Genomic DNA, 22,398 nt, shown 5'->3' on the forward strand with positions numbered 1-22,398 from the left:
GTCGTACGCGGTGCACACCGCGTACGACCGGTCCCGCCGCCGGGGGAGGGGAGAGCCGGAGATCCCGCGCCGGCAGCCGAGGAGGAGCCGCACGGGTCCCTCCGGTCGACTGGAAGGGCCGTCCCCCACGATGCGCACCCGAACGTTCGCTCTGACCGCCGCCACCTCGGCCGCCTGCGCCGCCGCCCTGCTCGGCCCGGCGGCCCTGCCCGCCACCGCCGACGTGCCCGTACCTGACACCCCGCCGGACACAGCCGTCGCGGACACGGCGGTCGGTGCGGATCTGCCGGTGAGCGCCGACGAGCTGCTCGCCGAGGTCCGTTCCTGCCGGCAGATCTCGCGGGGCAAGTACCGCACGGACGCCAACCGCGCCAAGGCCACCGTCCCCGTCTGCGGCACCACGGACGCCGTGTTCTGGAAGGCCGACATGGACATCGACTGCGACGGCCGCAGGACCAAGGCCTGCAACACGAAGACCGACCCCTACTTCCAGCCGCAGACCGCGTTCACGACCTCGCGCGGCAAGCCGCTGGACTCGGCCCGGCTGCCGTTCGTCGTGGTGCCCGCGCCGGGCCGGATCTGGGACTACCGGAAGTCCGGGCTGACCGGCGGCAGCGTCGTCGCCGTGATCCACCGGGGCCAGGTGCGGTACGCCGTCATCGGCGACACCGGGCCCGCCGCGATCATCGGCGAGGGCTCGTACGCACTGGCGGAGGAGCTGTCCATCGACCCGCACCCGACGACCGGCGGGGCCGCGTCCGGTGTCACGTACATCGCGTTCAAGGACTCCCGCAGCTCACCGATCGAGAGCCGCGCCACGGCGGAGCGCCGTGGCGAGGCGCTGGCGAGGGCGTTCGTCGGCCGCTGAGAACTGTCGCGGGAGTCCTCAGAGCGCGGTGAGGACGCGCGGGCCGGCGTCCGTGATGGCCACCGTGTGCTCGGCGTGCGCGGCCCGGCTGCCGTCGGTCGTCCGCAGCGTCCAGCCGTCCGGGTCGTGGCGGAACTCGTCGAGGCCGCCGGCCAGCAGCATGGGCTCGATCGCGAGGACCATCCCGTGGCGCAGCGGCATGCCGCGCCCGGGCCGTCCCTCGTTCGGCACGGAGGGGTCCTCGTGCATCGAACGGCCGATGCCGTGGCCGCCGTACCCGTCGAGGATGCCGTAGCCCGCCTTGCGGCAGACCGTGCCGATGGCATGGGCGATGTCGCCGATCCGGTTGCCGACGACCGCCGCCGCGATGCCCGCCTCCAGCGCGGTGGTGGCCGCGCCGATCAGTTCGGTGTCGGCGGGGCGGGCCTCACCGACGGTGAAGCTGACCGCCGCGTCGCCCGCCCAGCCGCCGAGGAGTGCGCCCGCGTCCACGCTGACCAGGTCCCCGTCGCGCAGCGGTTCGGCGGAGGGGATGCCGTGCACGACGGCGTCGTTCACGGAGACGCAGATGACGGCCGGGAACGGGGTCGGCGCGAAGTGCGGCTGGTAGTTCAGGAACGGCGAGGAGGCCCCCGCCTCGCGCAGCACCTCGCGGGCCGCCTCGTCCAGCTCGCGCGGGGTCACGCCGATCGCCGCGACCTCCTGGGCGCGGGCCAGGATCCGCGCGACGACGCGTCCGGACTCGCGCATGGCTTCGATGGATGTGTCTGTCTTGATGTGCACCATGCCCATTACTATACCGGTCGGAGCGGTATAGTAATGACGGTATAAGAATGGTGAACCGTAGTAGAGTGGGCTCATGGTCCGTACCCCTCTCACCCCTGAAGAGCGCCTCCGCGGCGAACGGCTCGGCCGGCTGCTCCGCGAGGCGCGTGGGGAGCGCAGCATGGTCGCCGTCGCGGCGAGCGCCGGGATCTCCGCCGAGACCCTCCGCAAGATCGAGACCGGCCGCGCCCCGACCCCCGCCTTCTTCACCGTTGCCGCGCTCGCCGGGGCGCTCGGCCTCTCCATGGACGAGCTGCTCGGCCGGTGCGCCCTGGAGCCTGCCGAGTGCGCCGAGTCCGGCGAACCCGTCGTCGTACCCCTGATCGCGTAACGGGCGTCCGATGCGTAGGGTCGCGTCCGTGACTCTCCAGGACTTCGCGCGCAGCGAATACGTCAGCCTGACCACCTACCGCAAGGACGGCACGCCCGTCGCCACGCCCGTATGGGCCGCGGCCGAGGGCGAGGTGCTCTACGTGTGGACCCGCTCCGACTCATGGAAGGTCAAGCGGCTCCGGAACAACACCGACGTGCTCGTCACCGTCTGCGATGTACGCGGCAGGATCGCCGAGGGCGCCCCGAGCGCCGAGGGCACCGCGCGCCTCCTCGACGCCGACGAGACCGGCGCGGTGCGCAAGCTGCTGGCCCGCAAGTACACCTGGAAGTTCTGGCTCGTCGACTGGCCCGCCACCGTCGCCCGCCGCGGCAAGCGCCCGCACACCGGGATCGCCGTCACCTTCTGACGGCGGGTCTTGTGGGCGCGCGACGTCGGCCCCGTGCACCCGCCGCAGCGCGGACGAAAGCTGCGCGTAGCCGCCCCGTAACACACCTGCGGTCGAATGCCTCCGGACCGGAAGGCTCCGGTCGACGGTCGGCGAGGGCGACGATTGCGGTGACGGTGCATCAGCATGCGGTGGATGTAGGAACGTTCGCGCAGTACCTACGCGAGATGACGGCACGGCTCGACCCCGGACGCGGGTGGTACGGGGTCTTCACCCGGCGCGACCCGGAGGGCATGCGATCCTGCCTGGAGGGTGTGGAGATACCGCCCTGGGATGTGGTGGAGTCACTGTTCGCCGATCTCGCCGCGCTTCACGGCACGTACTTCGCCGAGCAGGCGTCGGTACGGGCCGCCGCGCTGTACTCCGCCTCCGCGGCCGCCCACGACCGGCGGCCCGGTGGGCGCCAGGAGCTGGTGCACCGGCTGGCGTTGATGATCCGCGAGCAGGGCCGGGCGGCGGAACGGCTGCGCGCGGCCGGGGCGGGGGGTGTGGACCCGGCCGACCCGGATGCGCTCGCCTGGGCCCACGACGACCACCGGCGCGCCTCGGCCCGGTGCGCGGAGCTGCGGGGGCGGCTGGCGGCGGTGACGGTTCCGCATCCGCGCCTTGAGGTGGGCGCGGAGCGGGAGGTGGTGCCGGATTCCGTACCGAACCCTGTGCCGGAGCCCGCGCCTGTGTCAGGGGGCGCTGAAGTGCTGGGGCGGTCCAAGTCCCGGTCCCGGTCGCGTAGACCCGCCGCCGCTTTCGGTCCCGGTTCCGCCTCCGCTCCTGAGCCCGCGCCCCGGCGCAAGAAGCCGCGCGGTGCCCGGTTCGCCGGTCTCGATGTGGACGACGAGGAGGCGACCGCGTACGCCCCCTCGCCCGTGCCCGCCCTGCCCGCGCCCCCGTCGGAGGGCGGCTCCGCCCCGCGCGGCGCCCGCTTCGGCGGGGGGCCGGCGGAGGCGGCGGAGGCGGCCCCCGCCCCGGCCGCCCTGCCGGACCCCGGGGCCGGAGAGGCCGTCGCCGCAGCCGTCGGGCGGCTCGTCCGGCTGCGGGCGGAGGGGCGCAGCGGCGAGGCCCATGTGGTGCTCTGCGAGGTGGCGGCCTGGCCCGCGCCCCGGCTGCCGGTGCTGGCGGTCGCCCTGTACCGGGCCGGCCTGGCCGCCGACTGGACGACCCTGCTCTGGGAGGCGTCCTCGCTGCCGCCCGCCGGGTTCGCCGCGGCGGCGGGGGCGCTGGCCGCGGCGGGCCGGGACGAGGACTGCGGGCTGCTGCTCCGGCAGGGGGTGGCCAGGCCCGCCGCCGAGGTCGCCGAGGCGGTCCTCGCCCTGGACGGCGCCGGCCGCGAGGGCGAGGCGCGGGCGCTGCTCGGCGCCTTCGTCCGCGTACGTACGCCGCAGGAGGCGGCCGAACTGGCGGGCGGCGACGGGAACCGGGTCCTGCCGCACCTGCTGGCGGCGGCCCGCGAGGTGTCGGTGGAACGGGAGTGGGACCTGGTCCACGCGCTGCGGGTGGCGGGGGTGCCGGGGGTGTGAGGGGCGGGGGCGGCCGCCGGTGAGGGCTCAGAGCACCCCGAAGGTCGTCCGCCGATAGGTCGAGCGCCGGTCCTCGATGGCCGTCCAGCGGTCCCCGTACACCGTCTCGCGCACCGACTCGTCCCGCAGGAAGTCGTGCGGGAAGCCCAGCGGCACCCGGCTCACCGTGTCCAGCCGGTCCACGGCGTCCACGTCCAGCTCCACGTCCAGGCAGCCGAGGGCGTCGGTGAGCTGGTCCGGGGTGGAGGGGCCCAGGATCGGGACGACGTTGCCCGGCCGGGCGCGCAGCCAGGCGAGCGCCACGGCGGCCGGGCTCCAGCCGCCCTCCCGGGCGATCTCCACCACGGTCCGCACGGTCTCCCGCGCGCGCAGCTCCACTTCGTCCGGCCGACCCGCCGCCGCCTCCTCCTCCCGGCCACCCGTGAGGCGGCCCCGGGCGAGCGGACTCCAGGCGAACACGGCCTGGTCGAACGCGCGGGCCTGCGGGAGCAGTTCACGCTCCGGGGTGCGCTCCAGCAGGCTGTAGCGCAATTGCGAACCGGTGAACGGCGTCCAGCCGCGGAGCTCGGCGACCGTACTGGCCTGGGCGATCTCCCAGGCAGGCCAGTCGGACACCCCCACGTACAGCACCTTGCCCGTCCGGACGAGGTCGTCGAGGGCGCGCATGACCTCCTCGACCGGGGTGAAGTTGTCCCGGGCGTGCACCCAGAGGACATCCAGCCGGTCCGTCCGCAGCCGCCGCAGGCTCGCCTCCACGGACTGCACCAGGTTCTTGCGGTGGTTGCCCCCGGAGTTGACGTCGCCCGGCCGGGTCGCACAGGTGTACTTGCTGGCGAGGACGAGCGCGTCGCGGCGGTCGCCCAGCAGCTCGCCCAGGACCGTCTCGGAGGTGCCGCCCGCGTAGATGTCGGCCGTGTCCAGGAAATTGCCGCCCGCCTCCACGTAGGCGTCCAGGATCCGCCCGGAGGTCTCGCGTACCGCCGCGTGGCCGGATTCGTGCCGGCCCAGGGTCATGGCGCCCAGCGCGAGCTCGCTGACGCGCAGACCGGTCCTGCCGAAGAGTGTGCAGCGCATGTAAGGATCCTTTTCGCTCGACGACCGATGGCACGTGACGCCGGACGACGCCACATGACGCCAGGCGACGCCGGGTGATACCCACTGACGCCCGCAGGCTATGAGCTGGAGCGCACTTCAGGGCAACTCCCTCAGGATTCCGCGTGACGCGCCGCATATGCGCGGAACGATGCGTACCGTGGCCGTTGTGGACCGCTCGGGTGCGAAACATGATCGACTCAGCCGGTTCACGGCGATGGTCTTGCCCCGCCGGACGGAGGGGCTTACGTTCTCCATCCATGCACCGATCTACGTGCGTAGAAAACGCGTAGAGGCTCTCTGACGCCGCGTCGAAGGAGCAGCTCATGTCCCACGTCGTACGCGCCGCACTCGTCCAGGCGACCTGGACCGGCGACACCGAATCCATGATCGCCAAGCATGAGGACCATGCGCGCGAGGCCGCCCGGCAGGGGGCGAAGATCATCGGGTTCCAGGAGGTGTTCAACGCCCCCTACTTCTGCCAGGTCCAGGAGCCCGAGCACTACCGCTGGGCCGAACCGGTCCCGGACGGGCCGACCGTCCGCCGGATGCAGGACCTGGCCCGCGACACCGGCATGGTCATCGTCGTCCCGGTCTTCGAGGTCGAGCAGTCCGGCTTCTACTACAACACCGCCGCCGTGATCGACGCCGACGGCTCGTACCTCGGCAAGTACCGCAAGCACCACATCCCGCAGGTCAAGGGATTCTGGGAGAAGTACTACTTCAAGCCCGGGAACGCCGGCTGGCCGGTCTTCGACACCGCCGTCGGCAAGGTCGGCGTCTACATCTGCTACGACCGGCACTTCCCCGAGGGGTGGCGCCAACTCGGGCTCAACGGAGCCCAGTTGGTCTACAACCCGTCCGCCACCTCGCGCGGCCTCTCCGGCTACCTCTGGCAGCTCGAACAGCCCGCGTCCGCCGTCGCCAACGAGTACTTCGTCGCCGCGATCAACCGGGTCGGCCAGGAGGAGTACGGCGACAACGACTTCTACGGCACGAGCTACTTCGTCGACCCGCGCGGCCAGTTCGTCGGGGAGGTCGCCAGTGACAAGGAGGAGGAACTCCTCGTCCGCGACCTGGACTTCGGCCTGATCGAGGAGGTCCGCCAGCAGTGGGCCTTCTACCGGGACCGACGACCCGACGCCTACGACGGGCTGGTGGAGCCGTGAGCGGACTGCATGAGCGCCACCTCGCCGTCAGCCCCGAGTGGCTGGCCCTCTACTACCGCCACCCCATCGAACTCACCCATGGCGAGGGCCGGTACGTCTGGGACGCCGAGGGCAACCGCTACCTCGACTTCTTCGGCGGCATCCTCACCACCATGACCGCCCACGCCCTGCCCGAGGTCACCAAGGCCATCTCCGAGCAGGCCGGGCGGATCATCCACTCCTCCACGCTCTACCTCAACCGCCCCATGGTGGAGCTGGCCGAGCGGATCGCCACCCTCTCCGGCATCCCGGACGCCCGGGTCTTCTTCACCACCTCGGGCACCGAGGCGAACGACACCGCGCTGCTGCTCGCCACCGCGTACCGCAGGTCCAACCAGATCCTCGCGATGCGCAACAGCTACCACGGCCGCTCGTTCTCCGCCGTCTCCATCACCGGAAACCACGCCTGGTCGCCCACGACCCTCTCCCCGCTCCAGACGCTGTACGTCCACGGGGGCGTCCGAAGCCGGGGCCCGTACGCGGAGTTGAGCGACGAACGGTTCATCCGGGCGTGCGTCGCCGATCTGGAGGACCTCCTCGGCCACACCCGGGAGGCCGCGGCGCTCATCGCGGAACCCATCCAGGGCGTCGGCGGCTTCACCTCGCCGCCCGACGGACTCTTCGCCGCGTTCCGCGAAGTCCTGGACCGGCACGGCGTGTTGTGGATCTCCGACGAGGTGCAGACCGGGTGGGGACGGACCGGCGAGCACTTCTGGGGCTGGCAGGCGCACGCCGAGCACGGCCCGCCGGACATCCTCACCTTCGCCAAGGGCATCGGCAACGGCATGTCCATCGGCGGAGTCGTCGCCCGCGCGGAGGTGATGAACTGCCTGGACGCCAACTCCATCTCCACGTTCGGCGGTTCACCCGTCACCATGGCGGCCGGCCTGGCCAACCTCTCGTACCACCTGGAGCACGACCTCCAGGGCAACGCGCGGCGCGTGGGCGGGCTCCTCATCGAGCGGCTGCGGGGGATCGCGGCCGGATCCGCCGCCGTACGCGAAGTGCGCGGCCGGGGGCTGATGATCGGCATCGAGCTGGTGAAGCCCGGTACGGACGAGGCGCACCCGGAGGCGGCCGCGGCCGTCCTGGAGGCGGCGCGCGCGGGCGGGCTGCTCATCGGCAAGGGCGGCGGCCACAACACCAGCGTGCTGCGGATCGCCCCGCCCCTGACGTTGACCGTCGCCGAGGCGGAGGAGGGCGCGTCGGTCCTCGCCGACGCCTTGCACGCCGCCGACTGAACACCGTACGAGCGCCGACCCAACGACGTACGGGCGCTCACCGATCACCGTACGGGCGCTCACCGATCACCGTGCGAGCGCTCACCGATCACCGTGCGAGTGCCGAACCCAGCGCCGCGCGGGCGCTCCCTCAGCACCCGTACGAGCGCCGACCGAACAGCGTGCGGGGGCCCTGCGCAGGGCCCCCGTACCGCCCCAGCGAGGAGGTACCCATGAGCCGCACCGTCATCCGCGGTGGTCTGGTCGTCACCGCGTCCGACGAGATCCACGCCGACGTCCTCGTCGAGGGCGGGCGCGTCGCCGCACTCGCCGCACACGGCACCGACGCCGCGGAGAGCTGGAGCGCCGACCGCACCATCGACGCCACCGGCAAGTACGTCATCCCGGGCGGTGTGGACGGGCACACCCACATGGAGATGCCGTTCGGCGGGACGTACGCCGCCGACACCTTCGAGACCGGCACCCGGGCCGCCGCCTGGGGCGGTACCACCACCATCGTGGACTTCGCGATCCAGAGCGTGGGGAAGTCCCTGCGCGAAGGGCTCGACGCCTGGTACGCGAAGGCCGACGGCAACTGCGCCATCGACTACGCCTTCCACATGATCCTCGCCGACGTGAACCCCTCCTCGCTCAAGGAGATGGACCGCCTCGTCGCCGAAGGCGTCACGTCCTTCAAGCTGTTCATGGCGTACCCGGGTGTCTTCTACTCCGACGACGGCCAGATCCTGCGGGCCATGCAACAGGCCTCCGGCAACGGCGGGTTGATCATGATGCACGCCGAGAACGGCATCGCCATCGACGTCCTGGTCGAGCAGGCCCTCGCCGCCGGCCGCACCGACCCGCGCTACCACGGAGACGTCCGCAAGGTCGCCCTGGAGGCCGAGGCCACCCACCGCGCGATCCAGCTCGCCCGGGTCGCGGGATCACCCCTCTACGTCGTCCACGTCTCCGCCGACGAGGCCGTGGAGGAGATCGCCGCCGCCCGCCACAAGGGGCTGCCGGTCTTCGGCGAGACCTGTCCGCAGTACCTGTTCCTCTCCACCGACAACCTCGCCGAGCCCGACTTCGAGGGCGCCAAGTACGTCTGCTCCACCCCGCTGCGCCCCAAGGAGCACCAGGAGACCCTGTGGCGGGGCCTGCGGAACAACGAACTCCAGGTCGTCTCCACCGACCACTGCCCCTTCTGCTTCTCCGGCCAGAAGGAGATGGGCCGCGGCGACTTCTCCAAGATCCCCAACGGTATGCCGGGTGTCGAGCACCGCATGGACCTGCTGCACCAGGCCGTCGTGGACGGGCGCATCACCCGCCGCCGCTGGATCGAGATCGCCTGCGCCTCCCCGGCCCGGATGTTCGGCCTGTACCCGAAGAAGGGCACCATCGCCCCGGGTGCCGACGCGGACATCGTCATCTACGACCCGCACGCCGAGCAGACCCTCTCCGCCGAGACGCACCACATGAACGTCGACTACTCGGCGTACGAGGGCAAACGGATCACCGGCCAGGTCGAGACGGTCCTCTCGCGCGGCGAACTCGTGCTCGACGGACGGAAGTTCACCGGACGCGCCGGACACGGCATGTACACCCCGCGTGCCACCAGTCAGTACCTCGACTAGGAGATCCCGCATGGACTTCGGACTCGTCCTCCAGACCGACCCGCCCGCCTCCGCCGTCGTCGGCCTGATGCGCCGCGCCGAGCGCAACGGCTTCCGCTACGGCTGGACCTTCGACTCGGCGGTGCTCTGGCAGGAGCCGTTCGTCATCTACAGCCGCATCCTGGAGCACACCGACCGGATGACCGTCGGCCCGATGGTCACCAACCCGGGCACCCGCACCTGGGAGGTGACCGCCTCCACCTTCGCCACCCTCAACGACATGTACGGCAACCGCACGGTGTGCGGAATCGGGCGCGGCGACTCCGCGATGCGCGTCGCGGGCCGCCGGCCCAACACGCTGGCCCGGCTGGGCGAGGCCATCGACGTCATCCGGGACCTCGCCGAGGGCCGGGAGGCCACGGTCGACGGGCAGCCGGTGCAGATCCCGTGGGTGAAGGACGGGCGGCTGCCGGTGTGGATGGCGGCGTACGGGCCCAAGGCCCTCGCGCTGGCCGGCCAGAAGGCCGACGGCTTCATCCTCCAGCTCGCGGACCCCTTCCTCACCGAGTGGATGATCAAGGCGGTACGGGACGCGGCGTCCGACGCCGGCCGGGACCCGGACTCCGTCACCATCTGCGTCGCCGCGCCCGCCTACGTCGGCGACGACCTCGACCGCGCCCGTGAGCAGTGCCGCTGGTTCGGCGGGATGGTCGGCAACCACGTGGCCGACCTGGTCGCCCGCTACGGCGAACACTCGGGGATGGTGCCGGACGAGCTGACCGCGTACATCGCGGGCCGCTCCGGCTACGACTACAGCCACCACGGCCGCACCGGCAACCCGGACACCGCCTTCGTCCCCGACGAGATCGTCGACCGGTTCTGCCTGCTGGGACCCGCCGAGGCGCACATCGAGAAGCTCCGGGCGCTGCGGGACATGGGCGTCGACCAGTTCGCCGTGTACAACATGCACGACGCGCGCGAGGCGACCATCGACGCGTACGGGTCCACGATCATCCCCGCGTTGAACGCCTGAGGACCACACCACTTCAGAGGCCCCCGCCCGCACCGCCCCGCACGGCACCGCTCCCGAGCGAAGGGCTCAGCCGCCATGACCGCCACCGTCCCACCCACTCCACCCACCCCACCCCCGTCCCCGCACGACGCGATACCCGGAACGGGCGCCGCCACCGCCGCGACCGGCCGCGTCGAACTCGCCCACGGATACGTCCCCGACGACGCCCGCTTCGCCAACGACGACCTGCTCCCCGTCCCCGTGGAGCGGCGCACCTGGACGACGTACAACTTCGCGGCCCTGTGGATCGGGATGGCCCACAACATCCCGTCCTGGCTGCTCGCCTCCGGTCTGGTGGCGCTCGGCATGGACGGGAAACAGGCCGTGTTCACCATCGCGCTCGCCAACCTGATCGTGCTCGCCCCGATGCTGCTCACCGGGCACGCCGGACCCAAGTACGGCATCCCCTTCCCGGTCCTGGCCCGCGCCTCCTTCGGGCTGCGCGGCGCCAATCTGCCCGCCCTGATCCGGGCCGCCGTCGCCTGTGCCTGGTTCGGCATCCAGACCTGGATCGGCGGCGTCGGGATCTTCACCCTGCTCGGCAAGGTCTTCGGCGGCTGGGCGAACGCCGGGGAGATCGGCGGCCAGCCGTGGACGCTCTGGCTCTGCTTCACGCTCTTCTGGGCGCTCGAACTGGCCATCATCTACCGGGGGATGGACGCCCTGCGCCGGTTCGAGAACTGGGCGGCGCCCTTCGTCCTGGTCGGGGCCGTCGCCCTGCTCGTCTGGGTCGCGGTCAAGGCGGGCGGCTTCGGTCCGCTGCTGGACCAGCCGTCCGCGCTCGGCTGGGGCGCCGACTTCTGGCCGGTGTTCTTCCCGTCGCTGATGGGCATGATCGCCTTCTGGGCGACGCTCTCCCTCAACATCCCCGACTTCACCCGCTTCGGCGCGGGCCAACGTGCCCAGATCTGGGGGCAGTCGCTGGGTCTGCCGACCACGATGACCTTCTTCGCCCTGCTGTCGGTCTTCGTCACCTCCGGCTCGCAGGCGGTGTACGGGGTCGCCATCTGGGACCCGGTCCAGCTCGTCGCCCGCACGGACAACGTCTTCGGGCTCCTCTTCGGCCTGGTCACCGTGCTGATCGCGACGATCTCCGTGAACATCGCGGCGAACGTGGTCTCCCCGGCGTACGACCTGGCCAACCTCGCGCCGAGGTTCATCAGCTTCAAGGGCGGGGCGCTGATCACGGGCGTGGTCGGGGTCGTCATCATGCCGTGGAAGCTCACGGAGACGCCCGAGCTGTACATCTTCACCTGGCTGGGGCTGGTCGGCGGGCTGCTCGGTACGGTGGCGGGCATCCTGATCGCGGACTACTGGTTCGTCCGCCGCACCGTCCTGGACCTGGCCGACCTCTACCGGCCCGGCGGCCGCTACTGGTACCGGGGCGGCTGGAACTGGCGGGCGGTGGCGGCCTTCGCGGTGGGCGGCGTCCTGGCGGTGGGCGGCTCCCACTCGGCGCCCGGGAAGGGGCCCTTCCCGGCCGACGGGCTGATCCCGTTCCTCAAGCCGCTCGCCGACTACGGCTGGGCGGTCGGGCTCGCCTCCTCGCTGCTGCTGTACGTGGCACTGACCGGGCGGGAGCGCCGGGCAGGGGAGTGAGTGACATGCCGTCAGGCTCGGTCGGTGGCCGTCCTTTTCGGGGGCCGTCGGCCGGGCCTGTGGCGTACCCGCAGGTCCCACCACTTCGCTGGGCCGCGCTCACACCGGTTTGACGCTGCGGCCCAGCAGAGCCGTCACATCCACCGTCTCGGACGCCGCCGGAGTCTCGGAGGGCACCGGCCGGTCGAAGCCGGAGAAGGTCACGGTCCCCTCCTCGTCCGCCCCTCGCACGGTGATCCGCACCGGGTACGGCTCGCCCTCGGTGGCCACGTCCACCGTCAGCCGCTCGGTCCCCTGGGCGCGGGTCACCGGGATGACGGGCGCACCGTTCACCTCGGTCTCCCGGCCCTTCGTCAGCGTGCCGCGCTCGGTGGCGTCGGGGTTGTCCGCGATCAGCTCGCGGAAGGTGTCGAGATCGCACACCTCGGTCACCGTGATCAGCCGGGGATCGTCGGCCTTCGCCTTCATGTAGCGGCCGTCGAGGATCGCGTCGAAGGTGGAGCCGCCGATCGGGACATGGGTCTCCCAGAACGCCTTGTCCGGCTTCAGCCAGACATCGTCGGCGCGCTTCACGATCTCCACCGAGCCGTCCTCGCCCATGTCGACGCCGCCCGCGCAGTTGCCCGCCCGGTCGAGCGTGAGGTCGACGCTCATCCGGTCGCCGCTCCCGTCGAGATCGCCCCGGGCGCTCAGATGCAGGGAGGAGACCCCGAGCAGGGCGTCGCGCGAGCGGTCCGCGATCTGTTCGGCGGTGAGCGAGGAGATGTCGTCGTCAGCCTGCGCGACCGCGCCACCCGTCATGGTGAGAGCGACGGCCGCCGCGCCCGCCGCCGCCCGTGCGGTCCAACGGTGTCCGCTCACGTCGCCTCCTCGAAAAGGCCCCGGTCAGGGCGTGCGAACCGGAGTGACCAGCACATTCGAGCGTACGCCGGGAGCGGGGGCGCCGCCCGGCGCGCGTACGGAGAGTGAAGTGAGGCGGTGTTTTCGGCCACGGAGCGTGGGCAAAGCTGCGGTGATCCCGCCCGGGATCACGTACGGACGCACCACGAAGGTCACGTACGCGCAGGCACGTCCGACGAAGGAGAACCATGAACCTGTTCACGGGGACGAGGAACAAGGGTGGCGCGGCCACGGGGGCGCGGTCCCGGTCCGTCCTGCGGGCGCTCGCCGTCATGTCGACGGCGCTCGCGCTGGCGATCCCGGTCACCTCGGCGACCGCGACGCCGGCCGCCGCGCCGGCCGCGATTCCGCCCGGTCTCTCCTGCGACACCGGTAAGCACGCCATCGACGAGTACACGGGCTTCGCGCTCTGTCGCAACAACGGGAACCAGACGCAGGCCTTCTGGGTCCACCTGGTCTGCGGCTGGGCACCGGACGTCGACGGCAACCGCGTCACGCTGAGGCCCGGCCAGTCGGGCCAGTCCACCGCGCACTGCGGGAAGATCGGCACGGGCATCGGCGAGATCCACGTCCGCCCGTAACGCCAAGGCAACCCAGTAACGCCAAGGCAACCCAGTAAGACCACGGCAGCCCGTAACGCCACGGCAGCCGGAGCGGCCGTCCTGGCCGCAACGGTTGAGCGTGCCGCCTCCTCTCGTTACCCTCCAGTAAGTACGTGTGGGTACCGGCCGGGACGACCGGCCGACCCTGCGGCCACGAGGGAGGCGGCACGCCCATGTCCTCAGCGGAGCCCACCGAGCAGACCGGCCCGGCCGTACGGTCGCACCCAGAGCACGCTCAACGTCCCGAGCACCCCCAGCGTCCCGAGCACCCCCAGCGTCCCGAGCACCCCCAGCACTCCGAGCGCCCCGGCCACACCCCGCGTCCCGCCCCGGTGCCCGGCCTCGCGGAGAGCGCGCGGCTGCTCGCCGACTCCACCACCACCTCCACCGCACTCGTCGCCGCCGCCCTCGCCCGGATCGAGGCCGCGCAGCCCACCCTCAACGCCTTCCGCCACCTGCGGGCCGAAGCCGCCCTCGCGGAGGCCGCCGAGGCCGACCGGAGGCTCGCTGCGGGGGAGCGGCTGCCGCTCCTCGGCGTCCCGGTCGCCGTCAAGGACGACACCGATGTGGCGGGCCTGCCCACCCACTTCGGCTGCGACGGCGAACGGCCGCCGGTCACCACCGACAGCGAGGCGGTACGGAGGCTGCGCGCCGCCGGGGCCGTCATCGTCGGCAAGACCAACTCCTGCGAGCTGGGCCAGTGGCCGTTCACCGAGGGCCCCGCCTTCGGTGCCACCCGCAACCCCTGGAACACCGCCCACACCCCCGGCGGCTCCTCCGGCGGATCGGCCGCCGCCGTCGCGGCCGGGCTGGTCCCCGCGGCCCTCGGCTCGGACGGCGCCGGCTCCGTCCGCATCCCCGCCGCCTGGACCCACCTCGTCGGGATCAAGCCCCAGCGCGGTCGCGTCTCGGTCCACCCGCACCACGACGCCTTCCAGGGCCTCACGGTCAACGGCCCGCTCGCCCGTACGGTGGCCGACGCGGCGCTCCTGCTGGACGCGGCCGCCGGCGCGCACCCCGACGACTTCCACCGCCCGCCCGCCGTCCGCGCCTTCGACGCCGCCCGCCGGGACCCGGGCCGCCTCCGGATCGCCCTCGCCTGGCGGCCCCCGCTCACCCTCACCGGCGCCGGACCCGACCCCGAGGTACGCCGGGCCGTCACCGCCCTCGCCGAGACCCTGGCCCGCCTCGGCCACCACGTCGAGGAGGCCCGCCCCCGGTACGGGCTGATCGGCCTCACCTTCGTGCCCCGCGCCACGGCCGGCATCGCCGAGTTCGCCGCCCGCCACCCCGAACCGGCCCTCCTGGACCCCCGTACCCGCAGCGCCCTGCGGACCGGGACGCGGCTCGGCGGCCGGGTGGTGCGGGCGGCCCGGGCCCGTGAGGTGCGCCAGCACCGCCGGATCGGCGGCCTCTTCGACGCGTACGACGTCCTCCTCACCCCCACGACCGCCGCGCCCCCGCCCCGTATCGGCACCTTCGACCAGCTCAGCGCCTGGCGCACCGACGTCACCATGGCCGCCGCCTGCCCCTACGCCTGGCCGTGGAACGTCCTCGGCTGGCCCGGCATCAACGTCCCGGCCGGCTTCACCCGCTCCGGCCTCCCCGTCGGCGCCCAGTTCCTCGGCCCCTCCCGCGGTGAGGAGCGCCTGATCGCCCTGGCCGCCCAACTGGAGGACGACCTGCGCTGGTACGAGCACCGCCCGCCGGTCTGACGGACACCGCTCACGCCCTGGCCATCCCCGCCTCCACCCGCTCCACGGCGAGCATCGCGCCGAACGCCACCAGGTGTACGAGGCAGTGATCGGTGAATGGCTCCACCCGCCAGGCCGCCACGTCCTCGGCGGTGATCCGGTACGGGGCCCGGGCCGCGAGCAGCGCCAGCCGGGCCCCAGGCCGCTCCGCCCGGTCCGGGAGCCCGTCACCGCTCAGCGGCAGGGGCGTGATGCCGACGTCGCGGGTGATCTGTGCGTGGACGGCCTTCCCGGTTGTCGTCGCCGTGCACGCGGCCGCCCGCAGCAGCCACCGGGCGTATGGCATCACGGCCGGGGCGGTCTTCCTCACCGGATACCTCGCGGTCCTCCTCGCCTCTGCGGCCGGTGCCGGGGAGACCTCCGAGCGGATCCTGCTGCTGCTCGGCTGGTTCCTCTGCGCCGGCGTCACCGGTCCCATCGACAAGAACTGGCAGGCCTATCTGCGGCGGACGGAACAGCGAGCCCTGGACGCCGAACGAACCAAGGAGGAAGCCGCGTTGCGCCGGGCGGGGCCCGCCGTGAGCGGGAGGTCACCGCCTTGGCGGCCCGTGGTCTCAGCAACGAGGAGATCGCCGTCCACATGGTGGTCAGTCCGTACACCGCCAAAACCCATGTCAGCCGCGCGATGATCAAGCTCGGCGCCCGCGACAGGGCCAAGCTCGTGGTGTTCGCGTACGAGTCCGGGCTGGTCGAGCCCCGCTCACGGGCGGAGCGGGACGGGGTGGCCGGCCGGTGACGCACTCCGGGTGCCGGGAAGCGGTGCGGGGCCCTTGTGGAGCCACGGGCGGTGACGAGATATCTTGATGTCAAGCAATGTTGCAGACGTGGAGCGGAGCACCCGGTGACTGACTCGACCATCATCTATACGCACACCGACGAGGCCCCTGCCCTGGCGACCTACTCGTTCCTGCCCGTGATCGAGGCCTACGCCTCGACCGCAGGCGTCACGGTCGAGCGCCGTGACATCTCCCTCGCGGGCCGGATCATCGCCAGTTTCCCGGAGCGGCTGAAGGCCGAGCAGCGTATCGATGACGCACTCGCCGAGCTCGGCGAGCTGGCCAGGACCCCCGGCGCGAACATCATCAAGCTGCCGAACATCTCGGCGTCGATCCCGCAGCTCAAGGCCGCGATCGCCGAGCTCCAGGAGCAGGGCTACGCGCTCCCGGACTACCCGGACGACCCGCGCACCGACGAGGACAAGGACGTCCGCGCCCGGTACGACAAGGTCAAGGGCAGCGCCGTGAACCCGGTGCTGCGCGAGGGCAACTCCGACCGCCGCGCCCCCGCGTCCGTCAAGAACTACGCCAAGGCCCACCCGCACCGCATGGGCGCCTGGAGCGCCGACTCGAAGACGAACGTCGCCACCATGGGCGTCGACGACTTCCGCTCCACCGAGAAGTCCGCGGTCATCGCCGAGGACGGCTCGCTCCGCATCGAGCTGCACGGCGACGACGGCACCACCACCGTGCTGCGTGAGTCCGTACCCGTACTCAAGGGCGAGGTCGTCGACGCGGCCGTCATGCGCGTCGCCGCGCTGCGCGAGTTCTTCACCGCGCAGGTCGCCCGCGCCAAGGCCGAGGGCGTGCTCTTCTCCGTGCACCTCAAGGCCACCATGATGAAGGTCTCCGACCCGATCATCTTCGGCCACGCGGTCCGCGCCTTCTTCCCCAACACCTTCGCCAAGTACGGCGACCAGCTCGCCGCCGCCGGCCTGACCCCCAACGACGGCCTGGGCGGCATCCTCAAGGGCCTCGACTCGCTGTCGGGCGTCGGCGCCGAGATCCAGGCGTCCTTCGAGGCCGAGCTCGCCGAGGGCCCGGCCCTCGCGATGGTCGACTCCGACAAGGGCATCACCAACCTGCACGTCCCCAGCGACGTCATCGTCGACGCCTCCATGCCGGCCATGATCCGCACCTCCGGCCACATGTGGGGCCCGGACGGCAACGAGGCCGACACCATCGCCGTCCTCCCGGACAGCAGCTACGCCGGTGTCTACCAGGTCGTCATCGACGACTGCCGCGCCAACGGCGCCTTCGACCCCGCCACCATGGGCTCGGTGCCCAACGTCGGTCTGATGGCGCAGAAGGCCGAGGAGTACGGCAGCCACGACAAGACCTTCGAGATCCCCGCCACCGGCACCGTGCGCGTCGTCGACGCCGACGGCAACGCCCTGCTGGAGCAGGCCGTCGGCGCCGGAGACATCTTCCGGATGTGCCAGACCAAGGACGCGCCGATCCAGGACTGGGTCAAGCTCGCCGTCACCCGCGCCCGCGCCACCGGCAACCCGGCCGTGTTCTGGCTGGACGGGGACCGCGCCCACGACGCCAACCTGATCGCCAAGGTGACGACGTACCTCGCCGACCACGACACGGACGGCCTGGACATCACCGTCAAGTCGCCGGTCGAGGCCACCGCCTTCTCCCTGGAGCGCATCCGCCGCGGCGAGGACACCATCTCCGTCACCGGCAACGTGCTGCGTGACTACCTCACCGACCTCTTCCCGATCCTGGAGCTCGGCACCAGCGCGAAGATGCTCTCCGTCGTCCCGCTCATGAACGGCGGCGGCCTCTTCGAGACCGGCGCCGGCGGCTCGGCCCCCAAGCACGTCCAGCAGCTCGTCAAGGAGAACTACCTCCGCTGGGACAGCCTGGGCGAGTTCCTGGCCCTCGCGGTCAGCTTCGAGCACCTGGCCACCACCACGGACAACGCGCGGGCGCAGGTCCTCGCCGACACCCTGGACCGGGCGACCGGCACGTTCCTCAACGAGGACAAGTCCCCGAGCCGCCGCCTCGGCGGTATCGACAACCGCGGCAGCCACTTCTATCTGGCCCTGTACTGGGCCCAGGAGCTGGCGCAGCAGACCGACGACGCCAAGCTCGCCGAGGCGTTCGCGGCGCTCGCCAAGACGCTGGCCGAGCAGGAGGAGACCATCGTCGCCGAACTGGTCGCGGTGCAGGGCTCCCCGGCCGAGATCGGCGGCTACTACCAGCCCGACCCGGCCAAGGCCGAGGCGATCATGCGCCCGTCCGCCACGTTCAACAAGGCGATCGCGTCGCTCGCCTGACATGAGGTGAGGGTGGCGGCGTCCGCCCTCACTCCGCTCCGCCCCGGTAGGCCCTGTGCCTGCCGGGGCGGTTCGCGTCTCCGGGGTCCCGCGCACCTCTCCGGCCCCTCTAACCCACGTACGCCCCCGACGCACTGCGGACCCTCCAGTTTCACGTGATCGGGTGAACGACCAATCCGCCTCGCCCACGGCTCCGAATGACGACCGTGAGGATCACCCGGACAGCCCTGACCCGCGGAACGCTCGCAGCCCTGAGCGGACTGCTTGCGGGATTCGCCGCACTGACCGTCGCCGAACTCGTCTCGGCGGCCGTCAGGCCCGAGGCGAGCCCCGTGACAGCGGTCGGCGGAGCGGCCATCGACCGCACGCCCGCCCCGGTGAAGGATTTCGCGATCCGGAACTTCGGCGAGAACGACAAGCTCGTCCTGCAGCTCGGCATCGTCGTCACGCTCGCCCTCTTCGCCCTCGCCGTCGGCCTGTTGGCGCTGCGCCACCGCCGTACGGGCTCCGCCGTCGTCCTCGCCTTCGGCGTGGTCGGCGCCGCCTCGGCCGTCAGCCGCCCCGACTCCACCGGCGTGGTCGACGGACTTCCGTCGCTGGTCGGCGCGGTGGCCGGGGCGGTCCTCCTGTACGTCCTCATCGGCAGGCTCACCCAGCCGCGCCGGATCGCGGGAGAGGAGCAGGAGGCCCACGAGGAGAGCGGCTGGGACCGGCGCGGCTTCCTCATCGCCGCCACCGCCGCGGCCGCCGCCTCCACCGTGGCGGGAGCGGTCGGCCGGACCCTCAACGGCCGCAGCGCCCAGGACGCCGTCGCCTCCCGTGAGTCGGCCCGGCTCCCCGCCCCGGCCTCGCCCGCGAAGCCCATCCCGGCCGGAGCACAGCTGCGGGTGCCCGGCCTCCCCCCGTTCACCACCCCCAACAACAAGTTCTACCGCGTGGACACCGCCCTGGTGGTCCCCAAGGTCGACGCCAACTCCTGGCGGCTGCGCATCCACGGCAAGGGCGTGCGCCGGGACCTGGAGTTCAGCTACCAGGACCTGCTGGACCGGCCCCTGATCGAGCGCGAGATCACCCTCTGCTGCGTCTCCAACGAGGTCGGCGGCCCCTACATCGGCCACGCCAAGTGGATCGGCGTCCGCCTGTCCGACCTGCTCAAGGAGGCGGGCGTCAAGCCGCCGTCCAGGGGCGGCAAGGCGGACCAGATCATCGCCCGCTCGGTGGACGGGATGACGCTCGGCACCCCCGTCGAGGACGTCATGGACGGCCGGGACGCGATGCTCGCCGTCGGCATGAACGGCGAACCGCTCCCCTTCATCCACGGGTTCCCCGTCCGCATGCTCGTCCCCGGCCTGTACGGGTACGTCTCGGCCTGCAAGTGGATCGAGGAGATCGAGCTCACGACCTTCGACGACTACGACGCGTACTGGGTCAAGCGCAAGTGGGCCCGCAAGGCCCCCATCAAGACCCAGTCCCGCATCGACACCCCCAAGCCCTTCGGGCGCCCCGAGGCCGGCACGGTCATGGTCGCCGGAGTGGCCTGGGCCCAGCACCGCGGAATCGAGAAGGTCGAGATCCGCGTCGACGACGGCCCGTGGCGCCCGGCCCAACTGGCCGAGCAGGACACCGTCGACACCTGGCGCCAGTGGTCCTACCCCTGGAAGGCCACCCCCGGGGGCCACACCCTCACCGTCCGCGCCACGGACGGCACGGGCGAGGTCCAGACCGAGAAGCGCACCAAGACCGTCCCGGACGGTGCCAGTGGCTGGCACTCGGTGGTGGTCACCGTGGACTGACCCCGCCCGACAGGCCTCCCCGTAGCAGTACGTCATTCCGTTTCCCCTCACGAACGACTCAGGAGAATTCCATGAACGCCCTTCGCCACCGCCGCGCAGCCGTCGCCGTCGTCGCCGCCGTGATGCTCCCCCTCACGCTGACCGCCTGCTCCGACTCCGGCTCGGACAAGGCCTCCGACAGCTCCTCCGCCGCGGGCTCCACCCCCGAGGAGTCCACCCCCGAGGAGTCCGCGCCGGCCGCCGACGACGGCGCCACCATGGACAAGCCGTTCGGGCCGGCCTGCGCCGGCGTTCCGAAGGACGGTGCGGGCAGCTTCGACGGCATGGCCAAGGACCCGGTCGCCACCGCCGCGTCCAACAACCCGGCGCTCTCCACGCTGGTCGCCGCCGTTCAGAAGGCCGGTCTGGTCGACACCCTCAACAACGCCGAGAACATCACGGTGTTCGCCCCGACCAACGACGCCTTCGCCAAGATCCCGAAGGCCGACCTGGACGCGGTCCTCAATGACAAGGCCAAGCTCACCGAGATCCTCACCTACCACGTCGTGGGTCAGAAGCTCACCCCGCAGCAGCTCGAGAGCGGTACCTTCGACACCCTTCAGAAGAGCACGCTGACCACGGCCGGCTCCGGTGAGTCGTACAAGGTCAACGACAGCGCCAACGTGGTCTGCGGCAACGTGCCGACCGCCAACGCCACCGTCTACATCATCGACTCGGTGCTGATGCCGAAGTAACCGAAGACAGCCCCGCTGCGGGAGGACGGCCATCATTCCCGCGGCGGGGCTCCTGCCCTCACCGGCCGAAGACCCTTCCCAGCGCCTCCTTCAACTGCCCGACCGTGGGCGGCCGGAGGCAGGCGCCGAGGTAGCCGTCCGGACGTACGACGAACGCCCCGCCCTCCTCCACCCCGTACTGCCGTGCGAACTCGCCCCGGCTGTCGTGGTGATGCGGAAGTCCCGTCGCCTCGTCCGGCGGCGTGTCGGCGGGCAGGATCCGGCACGTGTCCATCCGGCCGTCGGTCACCTCCCGTGCCGCTGAAGCGAGATCGGCGGGCGTGTCGCCGGCCGGGTGGTGCCCGTACACCAGCAGGACGTGACCGCGCCCGCGCAGCAGGTCGAACAGGCGCACCGGGTATGCGGCGATGTCTCCCGTGAGGCCGCCGCAGTCCGGGGCCCGGTCGCCGGGCCGGAGCACGGCCTCGTCCCCGGGCGGCAGCGGCGTCACGAGCGGGCTCTCCCGGTAGTTCACCAGCAGTTGGGCCTCGCGGAGCAGCAGCGTCTCCGGGGCCTCCGGATCGGCCTGCACACCCTCGGCGGCATGGCGCACCGTCCGGCCCACCACCTCCTCGCCCACCGGGTGCCGCTCCGCGTCGTAGCTCGGCAACAGGCCCGCGTGGGCCCCGTCCCCGACCGCCGGGGCCAGCTTCCACGCCAGGTTGCAGGCGTCCTGGATCCCGGTGTTCATGCCCTGGGCGCCGGTCGGCGGATGGATGTGCGCCGCGTCCCCGGCGACGAACACCCGGCCCTCCCCGTACCGGTCCACCAGCCGGTGGCTGATCCGGAACACCGAGGACCAGCGCAGTGCGGACGCGGTGACCGGCTCCGGCGCCAGCCGGTCCAGGACCTTCTGGATGTCGGCGAGAGCGGGCGCCGTACCGCTTTCGAGGCCGTGGGCCACACCGTCACCGGAGGCCGGTCGGTCCGCCGACAGCTCCGGCGGCACCAGCATCGACATCCGGTAGCGGCCCTCGCCCGGCAACGGGATGCAGACCAGCAGGTCATCGATGGTGCCGTCCTCGCCCCGGTGCATCGACCGCACCCCGTACCCGGGCGGCAGCCCCCACCCCACCTCCACATCGGCCAGCATGTACTCCTCCGGGAACGCCCCGCCCTCGAAGGAGAGCCCGAGCGCCTTGCGGACCACGCTGTGCGCCCCGTCGCACCCCACCAGGAACCGGGACCGGACCTCCTCCTCCTCCACCACCGCGCCGCCGGACGACGACCTCAGCCGACTGGTCACCCCCGCCGGGTCCTGCGCGAACGCCACCAGCTCCGTCGAGCGCTCGATCCCGGTGCCGAACCCCCCGAGGAACTCTTCCAGGACGCGTTCCGTCTCGTACTGCGGCAGCGCGGCGAAGCCGTACGGCACCTCGGGCGGGAGGACCAGCTCGATCCGGCCCTGCTCGGCCCCGTTCACGTAACTGAGCTGTCCGCGCATCGGGACCGCCGCGTCCAGCACCTCCCGCACCAGCCCCATCCGGTCGAAGAGCTCCAGGGTGCGCGGCTGGACGCCCACCGCCTTGGCGTACGGCAGCCGGGCGGGCAGGCGGTCCACGATCCGGCAGGAGACGCCCGAGCGCCGCAGCTCGGCGGCGAGCGTCAGCCCGACCGGGCCGGCGCCCGCGATGAGTACGTCGGTCGATGCGCCGCTTGCCGTCGATGCGCTGCGTACCGTCGTTTCGCTGCGCGCCACCGGGGCCTCCCGCCGTGGGCCCC

The 22,398-nt window shown here is 72.1% G+C and carries 19 protein-coding genes and 2 pseudogenes; 16 read left to right on the top strand and 5 right to left on the bottom strand.

Annotated elements, in window-relative coordinates; genetic code table 11:
* Positions 1-130: 130 nt before the first annotated feature.
* On the top strand, positions 131-868 hold the full coding sequence (locus tag ACFWRT_RS35380; protein ID WP_380955226.1) for a glycoside hydrolase family 75 protein: 738 nt from the start codon (positions 131-133) through the stop codon (positions 866-868).
* An 18-nt stretch (positions 869-886) separates the two neighbouring features.
* Here ACFWRT_RS35380 and map read toward each other — a convergent pair whose 3' ends face one another.
* On the bottom strand, positions 887-1,654 hold the full coding sequence (gene map / locus ACFWRT_RS35385; protein ID WP_380955228.1) for a type I methionyl aminopeptidase: 768 nt from the start codon (positions 1,652-1,654) through the stop codon (positions 887-889).
* 73 nt (positions 1,655-1,727) lie between these two features.
* Here map and ACFWRT_RS35390 point away from each other — a divergent pair, with 73 nt between their 5' ends.
* From ACFWRT_RS35390 to ACFWRT_RS35400, 3 genes are all read left to right on the top strand, one after another.
* The gene (locus ACFWRT_RS35390; protein WP_380955229.1) at positions 1,728-2,024 is read left to right on the top strand and encodes a helix-turn-helix domain-containing protein; all 297 of its coding nucleotides are present in this window, start codon (positions 1,728-1,730) and stop codon (positions 2,022-2,024) included.
* 28 nt (positions 2,025-2,052) lie between these two features.
* Entirely contained in the window at positions 2,053-2,433 is a 381-nt protein-coding gene (locus tag ACFWRT_RS35395) for a PPOX class F420-dependent oxidoreductase (protein ID WP_380955230.1), read from the top strand.
* A 206-nt stretch (positions 2,434-2,639) separates the two neighbouring features.
* Positions 2,640-3,986 carry a hypothetical protein gene (locus tag ACFWRT_RS35400; protein ID WP_380955232.1) on the top strand — a complete coding sequence of 449 codons (1,347 nt, stop codon included), beginning with the start codon at positions 2,640-2,642 and terminating at the stop codon, positions 3,984-3,986.
* A 27-nt stretch (positions 3,987-4,013) separates the two neighbouring features.
* On the opposite strand, the gene ACFWRT_RS35405 is transcribed toward ACFWRT_RS35400, so the two are convergent.
* Positions 4,014-5,060, bottom strand: coding sequence for an aldo/keto reductase (locus ACFWRT_RS35405; protein WP_380955234.1), 1,047 nt, complete (start codon positions 5,058-5,060; stop codon positions 4,014-4,016).
* Positions 5,061-5,404: 344 nt separating this feature from the next.
* On the opposite strand from ACFWRT_RS35405, the gene ACFWRT_RS35410 reads away from it, so the two are divergent.
* From ACFWRT_RS35410 to ACFWRT_RS35430, 5 genes are all read left to right on the top strand, one after another.
* Positions 5,405-6,247 (top strand): nitrilase-related carbon-nitrogen hydrolase, encoded by an 843-nt coding sequence (locus ACFWRT_RS35410; protein ID WP_380955236.1) that lies wholly within the window; start codon positions 5,405-5,407, stop codon positions 6,245-6,247.
* On the top strand, positions 6,244-7,527 hold the full coding sequence (locus ACFWRT_RS35415; protein WP_380955238.1) for an aspartate aminotransferase family protein: 1,284 nt from the start codon (positions 6,244-6,246) through the stop codon (positions 7,525-7,527). The genes ACFWRT_RS35410 and ACFWRT_RS35415 overlap by 4 nt, the downstream gene beginning before the upstream one ends.
* Positions 7,528-7,739: 212 nt before the next feature.
* Positions 7,740-9,140, top strand: a complete 1,401-nt coding sequence (hydA, locus tag ACFWRT_RS35420) for a dihydropyrimidinase (RefSeq protein WP_380955240.1) — start codon at positions 7,740-7,742, stop codon at positions 9,138-9,140.
* Positions 9,141-9,150: 10 nt separating this feature from the next.
* Positions 9,151-10,152: a TIGR03842 family LLM class F420-dependent oxidoreductase gene (locus ACFWRT_RS35425; RefSeq protein WP_380955241.1), complete on the top strand. Its 1,002-nt coding sequence runs from the start codon at positions 9,151-9,153 to the stop codon at positions 10,150-10,152.
* 75 nt (positions 10,153-10,227) lie between these two features.
* Positions 10,228-11,790, top strand: coding sequence for an NCS1 family nucleobase:cation symporter-1 (locus ACFWRT_RS35430; protein ID WP_380955243.1), 1,563 nt, complete (start codon positions 10,228-10,230; stop codon positions 11,788-11,790).
* A 99-nt stretch (positions 11,791-11,889) separates the two neighbouring features.
* On the opposite strand, the gene ACFWRT_RS35435 is transcribed toward ACFWRT_RS35430, so the two are convergent.
* Complete coding sequence (locus ACFWRT_RS35435; protein WP_380955244.1) at positions 11,890-12,651, bottom strand: hypothetical protein; 762 nt, start codon at positions 12,649-12,651, stop codon at positions 11,890-11,892.
* Positions 12,652-12,878: 227 nt separating this feature from the next.
* On the opposite strand from ACFWRT_RS35435, the gene ACFWRT_RS35440 reads away from it, so the two are divergent.
* Both ACFWRT_RS35440 and ACFWRT_RS35445 read left to right on the top strand, forming a co-directional pair.
* Positions 12,879-13,271, top strand: coding sequence for a hypothetical protein (locus ACFWRT_RS35440; RefSeq protein WP_380955245.1), 393 nt, complete (start codon positions 12,879-12,881; stop codon positions 13,269-13,271).
* 194 nt (positions 13,272-13,465) lie between these two features.
* Positions 13,466-15,007: an amidase gene (locus ACFWRT_RS35445; protein ID WP_380955246.1), complete on the top strand. Its 1,542-nt coding sequence runs from the start codon at positions 13,466-13,468 to the stop codon at positions 15,005-15,007.
* A gap of 10 nt (positions 15,008-15,017) precedes the next feature.
* Here the strand turns inward: ACFWRT_RS35445 and ACFWRT_RS35450 are convergent, their stop codons facing one another.
* On the bottom strand, positions 15,018-15,356 hold the full coding sequence (locus ACFWRT_RS35450) for a hypothetical protein (RefSeq protein ID WP_381121417.1): 339 nt from the start codon (positions 15,354-15,356) through the stop codon (positions 15,018-15,020).
* On the opposite strand from ACFWRT_RS35450, the pseudogene ACFWRT_RS35455 reads away from it, so the two are divergent.
* The 5 genes and pseudogenes from ACFWRT_RS35455 to ACFWRT_RS35475 all read left to right on the top strand — a co-directional run.
* Positions 15,262-15,558: pseudogene (locus ACFWRT_RS35455) on the top strand (sensor histidine kinase); the annotation flags it as partial. The gene ACFWRT_RS35450 and the pseudogene ACFWRT_RS35455 overlap by 95 nt on opposite strands.
* 2 nt (positions 15,559-15,560) lie before the next feature.
* Positions 15,561-15,782, top strand: a pseudogene (locus tag ACFWRT_RS35460) (response regulator transcription factor); the annotation flags it as partial.
* A 105-nt stretch (positions 15,783-15,887) separates the two neighbouring features.
* On the top strand, positions 15,888-18,110 hold the full coding sequence (locus ACFWRT_RS35465; RefSeq protein ID WP_380955247.1) for an NADP-dependent isocitrate dehydrogenase: 2,223 nt from the start codon (positions 15,888-15,890) through the stop codon (positions 18,108-18,110).
* 197 nt (positions 18,111-18,307) lie between these two features.
* Entirely contained in the window at positions 18,308-19,903 is a 1,596-nt protein-coding gene (locus tag ACFWRT_RS35470; protein ID WP_380955248.1) for a molybdopterin-dependent oxidoreductase, read from the top strand.
* Positions 19,904-19,974: 71 nt separating this feature from the next.
* The gene (locus ACFWRT_RS35475) at positions 19,975-20,637 is read left to right on the top strand and encodes a fasciclin domain-containing protein (protein WP_380955249.1); all 663 of its coding nucleotides are present in this window, start codon (positions 19,975-19,977) and stop codon (positions 20,635-20,637) included.
* 58 nt (positions 20,638-20,695) lie between these two features.
* Here ACFWRT_RS35475 and ACFWRT_RS35480 read toward each other — a convergent pair whose 3' ends face one another.
* On the bottom strand, positions 20,696-22,375 hold the full coding sequence (locus ACFWRT_RS35480; protein WP_380955250.1) for an FAD-dependent monooxygenase: 1,680 nt from the start codon (positions 22,373-22,375) through the stop codon (positions 20,696-20,698).
* Positions 22,376-22,398 lie beyond the last annotated feature (23 nt).

Source organism: Streptomyces cyaneofuscatus, assembly GCF_042718795.1.
Lineage (GTDB): Bacteria > Actinomycetota > Actinomycetes > Streptomycetales > Streptomycetaceae > Streptomyces > Streptomyces cyaneofuscatus_A.

Bases quoted from the DNA above. Each gene is read 5' to 3' on its own strand.
- hydA (WP_380955240.1), top strand. From the start codon at position 7,740: ATGAGCCGCACCGTCATCCGCGGTGGTCTGGTCGTCACCGCGTCCGAC.
- ACFWRT_RS35400 (WP_380955232.1), top strand. From the start codon at position 2,640: ATGACGGCACGGCTCGACCCCGGACGCGGGTGGTACGGGGTCTTCACC.
- map (WP_380955228.1), bottom strand. From the start codon at position 1,654: ATGGTGCACATCAAGACAGACACATCCATCGAAGCCATGCGCGAGTCC.
- ACFWRT_RS35470 (WP_380955248.1), top strand. From the start codon at position 18,308: ATGACGACCGTGAGGATCACCCGGACAGCCCTGACCCGCGGAACGCTC.
- ACFWRT_RS35440 (WP_380955245.1), top strand. From the start codon at position 12,879: ATGAACCTGTTCACGGGGACGAGGAACAAGGGTGGCGCGGCCACGGGG.
- ACFWRT_RS35430 (WP_380955243.1), top strand. From the start codon at position 10,228: ATGACCGCCACCGTCCCACCCACTCCACCCACCCCACCCCCGTCCCCG.
- ACFWRT_RS35405 (WP_380955234.1), bottom strand. From the start codon at position 5,060: ATGCGCTGCACACTCTTCGGCAGGACCGGTCTGCGCGTCAGCGAGCTC.
- ACFWRT_RS35475 (WP_380955249.1), top strand. From the start codon at position 19,975: ATGAACGCCCTTCGCCACCGCCGCGCAGCCGTCGCCGTCGTCGCCGCC.
- ACFWRT_RS35425 (WP_380955241.1), top strand. From the start codon at position 9,151: ATGGACTTCGGACTCGTCCTCCAGACCGACCCGCCCGCCTCCGCCGTC.
- ACFWRT_RS35445 (WP_380955246.1), top strand. From the start codon at position 13,466: ATGTCCTCAGCGGAGCCCACCGAGCAGACCGGCCCGGCCGTACGGTCG.
- ACFWRT_RS35380 (WP_380955226.1), top strand. From the start codon at position 131: ATGCGCACCCGAACGTTCGCTCTGACCGCCGCCACCTCGGCCGCCTGC.
- ACFWRT_RS35390 (WP_380955229.1), top strand. From the start codon at position 1,728: ATGGTCCGTACCCCTCTCACCCCTGAAGAGCGCCTCCGCGGCGAACGG.
- ACFWRT_RS35410 (WP_380955236.1), top strand. From the start codon at position 5,405: ATGTCCCACGTCGTACGCGCCGCACTCGTCCAGGCGACCTGGACCGGC.